This window comes from Burkholderia sp. BCC1638 (assembly GCF_902833195.1).
Taxonomy (GTDB): domain Bacteria; phylum Pseudomonadota; class Gammaproteobacteria; order Burkholderiales; family Burkholderiaceae; genus Burkholderia; species Burkholderia diffusa.
The window spans coordinates 43,778-56,178 of sequence record NZ_CADFEC010000024.1 but is presented as its reverse complement, the minus strand read 5'-3'; the positions used below and the strand labels follow the sequence as shown (position 1 = coordinate 56,178).

General features: G+C 66.3%; 12 protein-coding genes. 3 read left to right on the top strand and 9 right to left on the bottom strand.

Going from position 1 to position 12,401, the window contains the following annotated elements:
* Positions 1–38: 38 nt before the first annotated feature.
* From HWX22_RS23890 to HWX22_RS23860, 7 genes are all read right to left on the bottom strand, one after another.
* Positions 39–1,460, bottom strand: a complete 1,422-nt coding sequence (locus HWX22_RS23890; protein WP_175916527.1) for a sigma-54 dependent transcriptional regulator — start codon at positions 1,458–1,460, stop codon at positions 39–41.
* A gap of 112 nt (positions 1,461–1,572) precedes the next feature.
* Positions 1,573–2,157, bottom strand: coding sequence for a hypothetical protein (locus HWX22_RS23885; RefSeq protein ID WP_175916526.1), 585 nt, complete (start codon positions 2,155–2,157; stop codon positions 1,573–1,575).
* Between the two features lie 161 nt (positions 2,158–2,318).
* A complete protein-coding gene (locus HWX22_RS23880; RefSeq protein WP_175916525.1) occupies positions 2,319–3,905 on the bottom strand; it encodes a chemotaxis protein CheA in 1,587 nt (528 codons plus the stop codon).
* A gap of 44 nt (positions 3,906–3,949) precedes the next feature.
* A complete protein-coding gene (locus HWX22_RS23875) occupies positions 3,950–4,231 on the bottom strand; it encodes a hypothetical protein (RefSeq protein WP_082750668.1) in 282 nt (93 codons plus the stop codon).
* A 75-nt stretch (positions 4,232–4,306) separates the two neighbouring features.
* Complete coding sequence (locus tag HWX22_RS23870; RefSeq protein WP_059526722.1) at positions 4,307–4,897, bottom strand: hypothetical protein; 591 nt, start codon at positions 4,895–4,897, stop codon at positions 4,307–4,309.
* A 111-nt stretch (positions 4,898–5,008) separates the two neighbouring features.
* Entirely contained in the window at positions 5,009–5,335 is a 327-nt protein-coding gene (locus HWX22_RS23865; RefSeq protein WP_059819692.1) for a hypothetical protein, read from the bottom strand.
* A 1,481-nt stretch (positions 5,336–6,816) separates the two neighbouring features.
* Entirely contained in the window at positions 6,817–6,981 is a 165-nt protein-coding gene (locus HWX22_RS23860; protein ID WP_175916524.1) for a hypothetical protein, read from the bottom strand.
* Between HWX22_RS23860 and HWX22_RS23855 the strand changes: the two genes are divergently transcribed.
* Positions 6,980–7,234 carry a hypothetical protein gene (locus HWX22_RS23855; protein ID WP_175916523.1) on the top strand — a complete coding sequence of 85 codons (255 nt, stop codon included), beginning with the start codon at positions 6,980–6,982 and terminating at the stop codon, positions 7,232–7,234. The two genes, HWX22_RS23860 and HWX22_RS23855, sit on opposite strands and share 2 nt — an antisense overlap.
* Positions 7,235–7,246: 12 nt before the next feature.
* Here the strand turns inward: HWX22_RS23855 and HWX22_RS23850 are convergent, their stop codons facing one another.
* Positions 7,247–8,173, bottom strand: a complete 927-nt coding sequence (locus HWX22_RS23850) for an AraC family transcriptional regulator (protein WP_059692145.1) — start codon at positions 8,171–8,173, stop codon at positions 7,247–7,249.
* 183 nt (positions 8,174–8,356) lie between these two features.
* Here HWX22_RS23850 and HWX22_RS23845 point away from each other — a divergent pair, with 183 nt between their 5' ends.
* Positions 8,357–8,818, top strand: coding sequence for a (2Fe-2S)-binding protein (locus HWX22_RS23845; protein ID WP_175916522.1), 462 nt, complete (start codon positions 8,357–8,359; stop codon positions 8,816–8,818).
* 2 nt (positions 8,819–8,820) lie between these two features.
* Positions 8,821–11,031, top strand: a complete 2,211-nt coding sequence (locus tag HWX22_RS23840) for a xanthine dehydrogenase family protein molybdopterin-binding subunit (protein WP_175916521.1) — start codon at positions 8,821–8,823, stop codon at positions 11,029–11,031.
* A gap of 107 nt (positions 11,032–11,138) precedes the next feature.
* Here the strand turns inward: HWX22_RS23840 and HWX22_RS23835 are convergent, their stop codons facing one another.
* The gene (locus tag HWX22_RS23835) at positions 11,139–12,341 is read right to left on the bottom strand and encodes a Fic family protein (protein WP_175916520.1); all 1,203 of its coding nucleotides are present in this window, start codon (positions 12,339–12,341) and stop codon (positions 11,139–11,141) included.
* Positions 12,342–12,401 lie beyond the last annotated feature (60 nt).

Sequence of the window (12,401 nt, the reverse complement as noted above, 5' to 3'; positions counted from 1 at the left end):
CCGCGCGTGCGCAATCCGCGCTACCTGCTCAATCCGCGTCAGCCGTGCAGGCCGTGCGCGGTCATCAGGCGGTACAGCGTCGCGCGCGAGACGCCGAGTTCCGCCGCGACGTCGGCATGCTGACGCCGATGCCGCAACAGCGTTTCCTCGATCGTGCGCCGCTCGGCCTGGCGGCGCAATTCCGCGAGCGTCGGCGGCCGGTGCGCCGTGTACTGGTTCAGTTCGAGATCGACGGCCGAGATCAGCGGGCCATTCGTCATCACGACCGCGAAGCGGATCCGGTTGATCAGTTCGCGCACGTTGCCGGGCCATGCATAGTTGTGGATCGCCTCGATCGCGCACGGCATGAAGCCGCGAATCCGGTGCGCGCTGTCGCCGCGATAGCGCCGCAAGATGTGATCGGCGAGCAGCATGATGTCGCGGCCGCGCGCGCGCAGCGGCGGCTCGTCGATGCGCAGCACGCACAGCCGGTAATACAGGTCCGCACGGAACCGTCCCGCCTGCATCGCGGCCTCGAGATCGACGTGGGTCGCGGACACGATCCGCACATCCACCGGAATCGACGTGTGTCCGCCGAGCCGCTCGATCTTGCCCTCCTGCAGGAACCGCAGCAGGCTCGCCTGGCTCTCGAACGGCATGTCGCCGATTTCATCGAGGAACAGCGTGCCGCCGTGCGCGGACTCGATGCGGCCGATCTTGCGCTGATGCGCGCCGGTGAACGCGCCGCGCTCATGACCGAACAGCTCGGCCTGCAGCAGCGTCGTCGGAATCGCCGCGCAATTCACGGCGACGAACGGCGCGTCGGCGCGCGACGAATGCTGATGGATCGCCGACGCGGTCAACTCCTTGCCGGTGCCGGATTCGCCGGCGATGAAGACGGTGGCCTCGGTGTTCGCGACCTTGCGGATCGTCGCGAACAGACGGCGCATCGCGTCGCATGCGCCGATCATCGTACCGCCGGGCGGCGCGGCGTCGACGGCCGGATCGCCTTCCGCCAGTTTCAGCATCCCGTACGCATGGCCGACGAGATAACCGATCGTCGTATCGGCCGTCGCATCGCGGGCGTAGCCGAAGCAGCACTGGCGGATCAATCGCGCGATGGTGGCATCGCGCAGTCGCTCGTCGTCGGCGAGCGCGACCCAGCCGATCCGCGGATCGCGCAGCAGCGCCTCGAACGACGCGACGTCGGGCGACGCGAAATCGTCGAAATCGACGATGCCCGCATGCAGGCGGTTCGCCTTCACGAGATTGAGTGCGTCCGCAACGGATTTCGCGCGCCACACGTCCCAGCCGCGCGACGCGAGACAGTCGACGAGCCCCGCATCGGGACACGGCGACAGATACACGAGCGGGCGTGACGGCACGCCATGGTGACGCCGGACCGCGACGAACGGTGGCGTGCACGGCGCCCGCTCACCCTCCTGCGGGCCTGACAGTCTGATCGGGCAGCAATGGTTCACGATGGCCTCGCCGCATGGGGTTGTCTGGCGGAACGGGCGGCGCGAAACGATGCGCGGCAGGCCTCCCTGCCCACGCGCGACGCTGCCTGCATGTCCGCTCGGGAAAGTTTCGTCATCGGCAGAACACGACGCGCTGCATGTAGATCTGCGGTTCGACGACGGGCCGCGCGGCCTGGTTGAGGTCCTCGCGATAAGCACGGTAGGTCTTGCCGTTCACCGTCACTTCCGTCGCAGGCGCCGTCTCGATCGTGTTCAGCCCTTTGCGCTGCCAGTCGCTGACCCGCGCCGACGCCGACACGCTCGACTCGCCGGCGATCTTCTGCGTAATCGCGCTGCTGTCGCTCCACGGCTGCGTCTGCATGTCCTCCGCGTGCTGCATCGCGCCGATCGTCTTGCCGGTCGGCGTCGGCCCGTTCTGCGCGTCGAACGGCGCGCCACGACCGTACACCGGCGATTGCCACGACGGTGCGTGCCCCTCCGCCGGCATCATGTAGATCATCTGCGGATCGCCGACCATCATCATCGGCACGCATGCCGTGTTGTCCGGGCGGCCGAGCGTCGTCAGCGCCTGCTGGACGCTCGCGGCATTCGCGAGGGTCTGCTCGCTCAGGATGACAAAGACCGCAGGGTTCTGGAAAACCGACTGCGCGGCGGCTTGTGTGCCGACCAGCAGCAGCGCGACCAAAAAGATCCTCATGATTGAGGCCTCCTTGTACCCTCGTCAGGCAAAAAGAGGTGTTGACCTCGGGGAAGGGACCAACACCCGTCAAACTTGCGACGTGCGTCGCGTCGCGTCGCGGATCCCGGCGGCGCCCGTGCGACCGGCATGCCGAGCGCACGGGCGCCTTGTCCGCATGCTTACGACGACGTGCTCGTCGAGATGACGGTCGGCACCGGCATCACCGGCGCGGCCGGGGCGGCCTGCTGGTCAACCGTGGCCGGCATGTCGGCGGGCGGTGCGGGCGTGGCAGCGGATTCGACCGCGTCCGTCGCCTTCGCGTCGGCAGCCGGCGCGTCGGCAGCGGCCGCTGCGGCGGGCTGCGCGGCTTCCGGTGCGGGCGCCTCGGCTGCTGCCTGCGATGCCGGTTCGGCGGCCTTCGCATCGGCTGCGGGCGCGGGCGTTGCGGCGTCCGCGGTCCGCGATGCGGCGTCGGTCGCCGTCGGTCCGGATTGCGCGATGTCCGGCGTCTTCGTGTCGGCGGCGGGCGCTGCCGCGGCTTGCGCGGCGGTGTCGGTTGCAGACGGTGCAGGTTCCGGCGCCTTGTCGGCAATCGTCGGCGCGGGTTGCTCCGGCGCCTTCGTATCGACCGCAGGCGTCGCCGCGGCTTGCGCCGTGGTGTCGGTTGCGGCCGGCGTGGGTGCCGGCGCCTTGTCGGCAACCGCCGGCGCCGCAACGATGGCGGCAGCCGGCACCGCACTCACCGCGGCCGGTGCAATGGCAGGTGCAGCGCTCATGGCAGGTGCAACGGCAGGCGCGGCACTCACTGCCGGTGCTGCCGCCTCAACCGGTGCGGCAACGGCGGCAGGCACGACGGCAGCCGCTTGCGTCGCCTTCACGGCGGCCGCCTGTGCTGCGGCAGGCACCGCGCCGACGGCCGGCGCGGCGATCGACGGCGCGGGCACCGGCACCGGGATCGGCGCCGCCTGGACCGCGGTCGTCGCCACCGGGCGCGTCTGCACGGGCGCGGCGGCGTCCAGCGGCGGCAGGCCCATGCGGCTGCGCACGATCGGATCGCGATACTTCACGTCGTCGGCCACGGTCGCTTCGACGGCGGGCGCCACGTTCGAGCGCGCGAGCGGCGCGGTCGTGCCCGGGCACAGGTGACCGGTCGCTTCCACCGCACGCCGGTTCGCATCGCTCTGGCAAAGCAGCGCGAGCGCGACGTCGGTCAGCCCCATCGCGCGGAATTCACGCGCGTCGAGACGACGCACGCATGCCTGGTCGACCAGGGTCGTGCCGCCCGTCGCGCCGAAGCCCGGAAACGACACGCCGACGCTCACCGAGCCCATGCAGGTATCGGACAGCGTGGTCGTGAGGCCCGGCGCCTGGATCGCGGGGTTCGTCTTGATCGTCTGGGTACCCGAGTAGTTGACGTTTTCCGACGTCTGGGTGTTGTACGGATTGGTCCCCGGCGAGCCCGCCGACTGGAGCGAGCTCACGCTCTGCGGTGTCACGTTCGAGCCGCCGCTCGTGGAAGAAGGCAAGTTCAAGTTCACCTGCACGCTCGAATTGCCGCTGCCACGCACCCCGCTGCTGCTGGTGGCGTTACCGCCGCGCGAACTCGTGGTGTTCGTGTTCATGCTCGAGCCACCGCCCTGGCTGATCGCCGTCGACGACGTCGAGGACTGCGCGCTTGACGTCGAGTCGGCGGTCTGCGCTTGGGCACCGATCGTGGCCATCGCGAACATCGCCGCACATGCCACCCTGATCTTGTTGCTGTTCATTTCAATCTCCGGACGTGGTTTGACCTCCCACCCAGGCAACCGTATTAATTCCCCTGAATGCCTTCAGTTTTGCCTGCTTCCCCGAACTGCTTCCAGCCACTGCCTAGCTGGGACCATGAACCGCCCGACATGCCCGGCCATTGCGGGGCCGCCGATGCGCCGATGGCACTGCCCGACGAAAGCGTGTGTTGTTGTGACGGTTTGGTTGTCTGGTCAGGGTTGTTTGACGTTTGCACATTCGATTGCACGTCGTCGGCAGCACGGTCAGCGCCATACGCCGTCAGAGACGCGAGCATCAGAGCGGCGGCAATCAGTTTCTGCTTCATGCCAACTCCTTACGGTGACAACAAGGTGAGGAAAGAGACCAGCGTCGTAGGGAAGCTGGCCCCCCGACACCCGGATCAGGGACTGCCGGCGGTCGCGCCGGAACTGCCCTGGCTGCCGCCCGATGCGAACGGCGATCCGGCCGGACCGGTGCCCCATACCGTCGACGAGTTGAAGTGGTTCGAGCCCGCGACCGTTCCCGACCACCCACTGCCCGCCATGCCGGCGGCACCTGCGTTGGCAATGCCGTTGTCGTTCGCGCCGGTTGCCGTGTAGTGGTTCGCGCCGAGTACGATCGTGGCGGTCACCCCTCCCGACAGCGCATTGGCGTTCTCGCTCGTGTTGCCGGTTCCACCGAACGAGCCTGCGGCACCGATACCGCCGCCTGCCGCGAACGCGCCTCCGTTCGTGCCCCAGCCGCTGGCCGTCGAAGTCGAGTCGTGATAGGCGGATGCCGTGCCGATGGAGCCGGCGGGTGTCACGGTACTTCCGGCGTTCGCGCCCGCCACCGAAGTCGAGTTGCTCGTGTAGCTGCCGGTACCGACCAGCACCGAACCGGAGACGCCTGCCGCGACGGATTGCGTCTGGTTGAATGTCGTCGGACCTGCCGCCAGCACGGCTGACGATAGGACGGTGAGCGCTGTCGCTAAAATGACGTTGGCTTTCATAGCAATTCCTTGCTGTGAGGAAGTTCGGTGGCCAGGTCGCCGGGTCCGCCCTCGCGGGACGAAACCCGGCATCCGTGCCACCTGTCCATGACGAACGCTATGCGCCGCGGCTTAGTAGTGATACATCGTCCAGCCGGTCGAACCGGCGTTCGCGCCGCTGGAACCGCCAGCTTGTGCGCCGCCGAAGCCGAAGCCGCTCACCGTCGACGTGTTGATGTGGTTCGTGTACGAGATCGAGCTGCTCGCGCCGCCACCGGCCGTTGCACCGGCGGCGCCGAGCGCTGCGCCCGAATCGGTCGCGGTGAAGTGACCGAACCCGACGACACCGGCCATCGTCTGGCCACCGCTCGACGAATTGCTGGTGGAGGTCGTGCCGCTCGCTGCGAACGCTGCACCCGAAACCGCCATCACTGCTGCTGCAATCAGAAGCTTCTTCATGGTCGACTCCATAACGGCGTGGACGGAACAAGCGAGGAAAGCTGCACGCCTTCAACTTCCCTGCCTCGAGCAATCCCTAAAAATAAGGATCACTATCAAATCACGAAGCAACGATTCATCTCGAATCCGAGACCACGTAACCTTTGGCCAGTCGAAGTTCAGGTTAGTATTTTTTAGTTTTCCGAATTCTTTATAGAAATTCTCGATATCTCATATCGATTTTTAAAAATCAGAAAACAAATCGCTTCACGCACCCGAATGCAGGCATTCGACATCCAGAACTGGTTTTTTTCGAAATCCGCTCCCGCGACACACCGGCACACGGCATTCGCCTCAGCGATCGAAAATGCGTGAAAATGGTTAAGTACCGAAAATGCAGCGCCATCCAAAACATGCACGTCATCGTGGCGATAACGGGCCTGCATGACGGTCAGTCGGCATCGCCTCTCCCTGAGCTACCGATCAATAATCTTCCGGGTCATCCGGCCATCGGATATTCGAGCGAGTCCGGCGAGCGCCGGCATTTGCCCGGCGCACTCGATACGGCCCTGCACGGTCGAAGTCGAGTCGGGGTCAAGCTGTCCGGCACGAACAGCCCGGTCCACCCGGACGCGCTGAATGAAAGGGAGCACCGCTGTCGGTCGGTCGTCATGCGGAACGACAGGCGTTCCAGCACGTGCGACACGCGGATGCCGGGAAACCGGCGACGAACCCGCGAGGCTGGCACTGCTTCGCGAGCCGTACTCCGAGCTGTCCGACTACCCCACGGATGCGCAAGGAATGCGCGGAACGAATGACTGCTTCTGGTCTTCATCGCTGTTTCCCCGACTGCTTATTGACGAACGCGTCGCCCCCCATCTTTGTCGCATCAGGTCGACCGCTCGCCGGTGCGTCCAACGTCGCAAGCGGCATGCCATGCGTGATTCCACCGACGGTTGCTTGACGCGTACCGTCCGCGACGCCCGGCCATTTCGCCGCGAATCGCATTTTTTGTTTCAGGAATGTATCGCAACAAGCGTGGGCGACCTGCGCCGATCATTGAATTCCGCGAAGCAATGCCGGAAAAGGCGGACGAATGCGGCCCGCGGGGCCTCGCGCAAGGGGGTGACGAACGGGTGTTTCATACTTGAGAAGTGCGGGGTAGCAGATTGCGGCCGATCCGCACATCGGCCCCTGCCAAACCGCCTGCTGCGGCCCGTTCGACAGCGTTCGCATACCTGAGAAACGACGAATCGAAACACGCGGCACCCCGGTGCAGCGAAGCCTGCACGGCGGATATCGCCAGGCTTCCGGCCGTGCACGCCAGCCGCCGCGAAACGCAATTGATTCATCCGTGAAAATACCGATGGGATCAAGCGTCGACCGACAAGGCGAACGCGCGGCAAAAAAACGGCAAATGCGGTGCAGGCCGACATGGCGTTCGCGCCGCCTGCATAACGGAAAAAATGACAGCCTGTGCCGCACGAACCCTTCAACACCCTTTATCCATTTTTACTGGCGTCATTCAATTCGGCGACATTCGATGTCGATAACCGCCGCGCGCCAATCGCCGGATAACGACGCACGATGCGCGCGAGAAACATTTCCGATGCGATATCGGCCGCGAATCTCATCGCTGAAACATATTCGTGCAAAGCGTGATTCATGCAGAAAATTCGTGACGTCGCGACTTTTTTGCGCGTTTCGACCGGCCGGTTCGTATGCTGCCGGCAGTTGTCACACCGGTTCGCGCAATCCACGGATGCATGCGTGAAACAGAAGTTCGTGCGCGCCGTGGCAGCGCCGTCCGCTGCTCCCTCGCATCCGCATGCGGCAACCCTGGCACGCCGCTTGAATGTCGTCCCGATTCGGCACGCCGCGCAGCGCGCGACGAAGCCACGCGCGATGCAATCGAAATGAACCGCGCCACCGCTATGTGCCGAGCAATTCCTTCTTGCGCAGATGCACGACGTCGCGCATCGGCGGCGCGCCGAACAGCCGGCTGTATTCGCGGCTGAACTGCGACGCGCTTTCATAGCCGACGGTCGCGGCCACGGACCCGACGTCGCCGCCCTGCCGCAGCAATAGCCGCCGCGCTTCGTGCAGCCGCAGTTGCTTCTGATACTGCAGCGGGCTCAGCGTAGTCACGTGCTTGAAGTGATGGTGTAGCGACGACACGCTCATGTTGACCGCCTGCGCGAGCGTGTCGACGCGCATCGGCTCCGCGTAGTGATCGCGGATCCATTCGATCGCGCGTGCGATCCGGTGCGTCTGGCTGCCGGCGACTGCCATGTGCCGCAGCCGCGTGCCCTGCCCGCTCGTCATCAGCCGGTACAGCAGTTCCTTTTCGATCAGCGGCGCGACCACCGGAATGTCGGCCGGCGTATCGAGCAGCCGCAACAGCCGCAGCGCGGCATCGAACAGCGGCGGCGTCAGCTCGGCAAGCGCGATGCCCTCGCCTTCGGGGCCGGCATCCGGCTCCGGCAGCCGCATCTCGGCCGCGAGTTCGACGATGCGCTGCGGATCGAGCGTGAGCGACAGGCACAGGTAAGGCGCGTCCGGCGACGCCTGCGTGACGCGCGAGAGAATCGGCAAGTCGATCGACGCAATCAGGCAGTTCCGCGTGTCGTATTCGTAAGCCTGGCCGCCCACGATCACACGCTTCGCGCCCTGCGCGGCGATCACGAGCGCGGCGCGCGACACGCCGCAGCCGAGATCGACCGGATGCCCGTGCCGGTGCAGCATCAGCGCCGGCACGGCCGTCGAGTGGGAGCCGTCGGTCGGCGCGAAGCGGGCGATCAGCGATGCCAGTTCGCGCCGCCCGGATTCGCGCGACGCCGCGATATCGGTCATGTCCATGACGGGTTCCTCGCTTCGTTTCCCTGAATCGCGCGAGCATAGCGAATCGCTCGCCGCCGCGCCGGGGATTTGCAGGATTGTTCAATAAATTTGCAGGATTGGGTAGACGCAAAAAACGCGCGCTCGCGCACACTGCCCGCTAACCGGGCGCATGCCGGGTTTTCCCCATGGAGACATACCAATATGCCTACCTCGTTTGTCCTCAACGGCAATAACGTTACGCTCGACGCCGATCCGTCGATGCCCGTCCTCTGGGCGATCCGCGAGCACGCGGGGCTGACCGGCACGAAGTTCGGCTGCGGCATGGCGCAGTGCGGCGCGTGCACCGTCCATCTCGAAGGCCAGGCGGTGCGCTCGTGCGTGCTGCCGCTCGCCGGCATCGCGGGCAAGCACGTCACCACGATCGAAGGCCTGCAGAGCAAGCCCGCGCAGGCCGTGCAGGCCGCCTGGGTGAAGCTGCAGGTGCCGCAGTGCGGCTATTGCCAGTCCGGCCAGATCATGTCGGCCACCGCCTTGCTCGAACAGAACCCGAAGCCGACCGACGCGGACATCGACGCCGCGATGAACGGCAACATCTGCCGCTGTGCGACCTACGCCCGCATCCGGGCCGCGATCCACGACGCGGCCGCGACGCTGGGAGCCTGACCATGACGATCGAACTCGACAATCGCGATTCGGTGCGGCCGTCGCGCCGCACGTTTCTGAAGGCCGCGGGCGCCGCGGCCGCCGTCAGCCTGACGATCGGTTTCGAATGGGCCGGCCTCGGCCGCCGCGCGCTCGCCGCGACGGCGCCCGCCGCCGACTTCGCACCGAACGCATTCCTGCGCATCACGCCCGACGGCGCGGTCACCGTCATCGCGAAACACGTTGAAATGGGCCAGGGTGCGTACACGGGCATCGCGACGATCGTCGCCGAGGAGCTCGACGCCGACTGGTCGACCGTACGCGTCGAAAGCGCGCCGGCCGACGCGAAACGCTATGCGAACCTCGCGTTCGGCACGATGCAGGGCACGGGCGGCAGCTCGGCCATGTCGAACTCGTGGCAGCAACTGCGCGAAGCGGGCGGCAAGGCCCGCGCGATGCTCGTGTCGGCTGCGGCGGCGCGCTGGAAGGTGCCGGCCGGCGAACTGACCACCGCCGACGGCGTCGTCACGCACGCGAAGAGCGGCAAGACGGCCGCCTACGGCACGCTGGTCGCCGACGCATCGAAACTGCCGGTGCCCGACAAGGTCACGCTGAAGCAGCCGGCCGACTTCAAGCTGATCGGCCATCGCATTCCGCGCGTGGACGGGTCGGCCAAGTCGAACGGCACCGCGCATTTCACGCTCGACACGACCTTCCCCGGCATGCGCGTCGCGCTGCTGCAGCGCCCGCCGCGCTTCGGCGCGACGGTCAAGTCGTTCGACGCGACGGCCGCGAAGGCCGTGCCGGGCGTGGTGTCGGTCGTGCAGGTGCCGGGCGGCGTGGCGGTCGTCGCGACCGGCTTCTGGGCCGCAAAACAGGGCCGTGACGCGCTGAAGATCGACTGGGACGAAACGAACGCCGAGAAGCGCGGGTCGGAGGAGATCATGCGCGAGTACCGGCAGCTCGCGGCGAAGCCCGGCGCGTCGGCGCGCAAGGATGGCGATGCCGACGCGGCGATCGCGGGTGCCGCGCGCAAGGTCAGCGCGACGTACGAATTCCCGTATCTCGCGCACGCGCCGATGGAGCCGCTCGACGCGGTCGTCAAGCTGACCGCGAACAGCTGCGAGATCTGGGCCGGCGACCAGTTCCAGACGGTTGACCAGGGCAACGCCGCCCGGGCCGCGGGCCTGAAGCCCGAGCAGGTGCAGATCCACACGCTGTACGCGGGCGGCAGCTTCGGCCGGCGCGCGAACGCGTGGTCGGACTACGTGGTCGAGGCCGTGTCGATCGCGAAGGCGCTCGGCGCGGACGGCAAGCCGGTCAAGCTGCAGTGGACGCGCGAGGACGACATCCAGGGCGGCTTCTATCGCCCGATGTACTTCCACAAGCTCGACGCGGGGCTGACCGCGGACGGCAAGCTGGTCGGCTGGCGCCACCGGATCGTCGGCCAGTCGATCCTCGCCGGCACGCCGTTCGAGGCGTTCATGGTCAAGAACGGGATCGACGCGACGTCGGTCGAGGGCGCGGCGAACCTGCCGTACGCGGTGCCGAACGTATCGGTCGAACTCACGACCACCAAGGTCGGCCTGCCCGTGCTGTGGTGGCGCGTGGTCGGCAGCTCGCACACCGCCTACGCGGTCGAGGCGTTCATCGACGAAGCCGCGCACGCGGCCGGCAAGGATCCGTACCTGTTCCGCCGCGACCTGCTCGAGAAGGAGCCGCGGATGCGCGCCGTGCTCGAGCTGGCCGCGCAGAAGGCCGGCTGGGATCCGGCGAAGCCGCTGCCGAAGGGCCGCGGGCGCGGGATCGCGGTGGCCGAGGCGTTCAAGAGCTATGTCGCGCAGGTCGCGGAAGTGTCGATCGACGCCGACGGCAAGGTGAAGGTCGACCGCGTGGTGTGCGCGGTCGACTGCGGGATCGCGATCAACCCCGACATCGTCGCCGCGCAGATGGAAGGCGGCATCGGCTTCGGGCTCGGCGCGGCGCTGCATAGCGCGATCACGCTGAAGGACGGCCAGGTCGAGCAGCGCAACTTCGACGGCTATCACGTGCTGCGGATGGCGGAGATGCCGAAGGTCGAGGTGCACATCGTGCCGTCGGCCGAGGCGCCGACCGGCGTCGGCGAGCCGGGTGTCGCGCCGGTGGGCCCGGCGGTCGCCAACGCGATCTTCGCCGCGACCGGCAAGCGGCATTACGTGCTGCCGTTCGATTCGGGCGATACGGCGAAGGCTTGACGCCAAGAACGAAGAGACGCCGGCTCGGCCGCGTGACGGGAACGTTGCGCGGCCGGTTCTTTATTGCGCTGGCACCTGCGGCACGCGACACGATCACGCCGGAACGATCACTCCTGTTCGACTTCCGGCCAAAGCCTGGGGAAAAGAAATCGCAGCGCCGCCAGCGGCAGCCCGAAGGAAAGCTCACCGCGGTGCGAAGGAGAAGTCAGAAGCCCGAAATCGAGCAGCGATCGAACGATACGGCGTGCCAGCACGTCACTGACCCCCAGCATCTGCGTGAATTCCGCGCGCGTGACGGCGCGACGCAGTGCGACGAATTCCATGGCCAGCGCAACGGCTTCCGCCTTGATGACGGACTTTTCCGAACGGATGCTCCATGGATTGAATTCGAGGTACCGCAATAGATCGAGCATGCGTCCGGTGACTCCGTCGAATTCCGTCATACGCACCATGAATCCAACCTGATCCTCGCAACAGGCCAGAAAGAACCGCGCGAATCTGACGAGCCCTTCCTGAGACAGATTGCCCCGACCGTCCAGATCATTGCGCCGGGACTGATCGGCTTCGCTCAGCCTCGCGTAATACTGCTCATGCTCGCGCGCCAATCCGCGAAGCGGTGACCACAGCCCGTGGGTGAGATCGGCAGCGCGCAGTCCAAGATGCGAATGCAGACGCGCAACCCTGCCGTTACCGTCCATGAACGGATGCACCCACGCCAGGCGATGATGCGAGCAAGCGATCCCGATCACTTGATACTCCCTCGCGCGGATACGGGCGTAACGCGTCGCCCAGGCCTGAAGCAGCGGCTCGATCATCTCGGGCTCCGGTGCCAGATGACGCCCGACCGTCACATCGGAGCGCCGAAGCTCGCCCGGAACAACGATTTGACCATCGTCGGTGATTCGCTCATCTGCAGGAAGACACGAAAAGAACCGCTCGTGGATGGCGGAAATGCGCGCAGGCTCAAACAGCGCGGCGAGCGGAAGGCCGCCCCATTCTTCCTCGAACGCGGCTTCCGTTGCGATATGAGCGACCGCGAAGCGCTGCTTCTTGCGCTCGACGATATCGGTCGAATAATCCCGATGAAGTGCGGCCTCGATCTTGGCGGGGGTCGTATGCTGACCTTCGATCTTGTTCGTATAGTACGAATTCATTGCGCGCAACTGCGGAACGAGCGCGCGTGCCAATGGCGTATCCCTGACCGCGAGCAACCGTTGCGACGAATCGACGAGTTGGCCGGCCTGATCAAGCAGCGGATCGAGGACACGGTCCTCGGGAAACAGCGGTTCGAAGGTGGCAACGGTTGTCATGCTTCGCCGGAAGGTTCCATGTCGGGTTGAATGTAGGGTTTTATGTCGCCGATTATAGCG

Excerpts from the sequence above, each read along its gene's own strand:
- HWX22_RS23885 (WP_175916526.1), bottom strand. The coding sequence starts at position 2,157 with ATGAGGATCTTTTTGGTCGCGCTGCTGCTGGTCGGCACACAAGCCGCC.
- HWX22_RS23880 (WP_175916525.1), bottom strand. The coding sequence starts at position 3,905 with ATGAACAGCAACAAGATCAGGGTGGCATGTGCGGCGATGTTCGCGATG.
- HWX22_RS23875 (WP_082750668.1), bottom strand. The coding sequence starts at position 4,231 with ATGAAGCAGAAACTGATTGCCGCCGCTCTGATGCTCGCGTCTCTGACG.
- HWX22_RS23870 (WP_059526722.1), bottom strand. The coding sequence starts at position 4,897 with ATGAAAGCCAACGTCATTTTAGCGACAGCGCTCACCGTCCTATCGTCA.
- HWX22_RS23865 (WP_059819692.1), bottom strand. The coding sequence starts at position 5,335 with ATGAAGAAGCTTCTGATTGCAGCAGCAGTGATGGCGGTTTCGGGTGCA.
- HWX22_RS23855 (WP_175916523.1), top strand. The coding sequence starts at position 6,980 with ATGCAGAAAATTCGTGACGTCGCGACTTTTTTGCGCGTTTCGACCGGC.
- HWX22_RS23860 (WP_175916524.1), bottom strand. The coding sequence starts at position 6,981 with ATGAATCACGCTTTGCACGAATATGTTTCAGCGATGAGATTCGCGGCC.
- HWX22_RS23850 (WP_059692145.1), bottom strand. The coding sequence starts at position 8,173 with ATGGACATGACCGATATCGCGGCGTCGCGCGAATCCGGGCGGCGCGAA.
- HWX22_RS23845 (WP_175916522.1), top strand. The coding sequence starts at position 8,357 with ATGCCTACCTCGTTTGTCCTCAACGGCAATAACGTTACGCTCGACGCC.
- HWX22_RS23840 (WP_175916521.1), top strand. The coding sequence starts at position 8,821 with ATGACGATCGAACTCGACAATCGCGATTCGGTGCGGCCGTCGCGCCGC.
- HWX22_RS23835 (WP_175916520.1), bottom strand. The coding sequence starts at position 12,341 with ATGACAACCGTTGCCACCTTCGAACCGCTGTTTCCCGAGGACCGTGTC.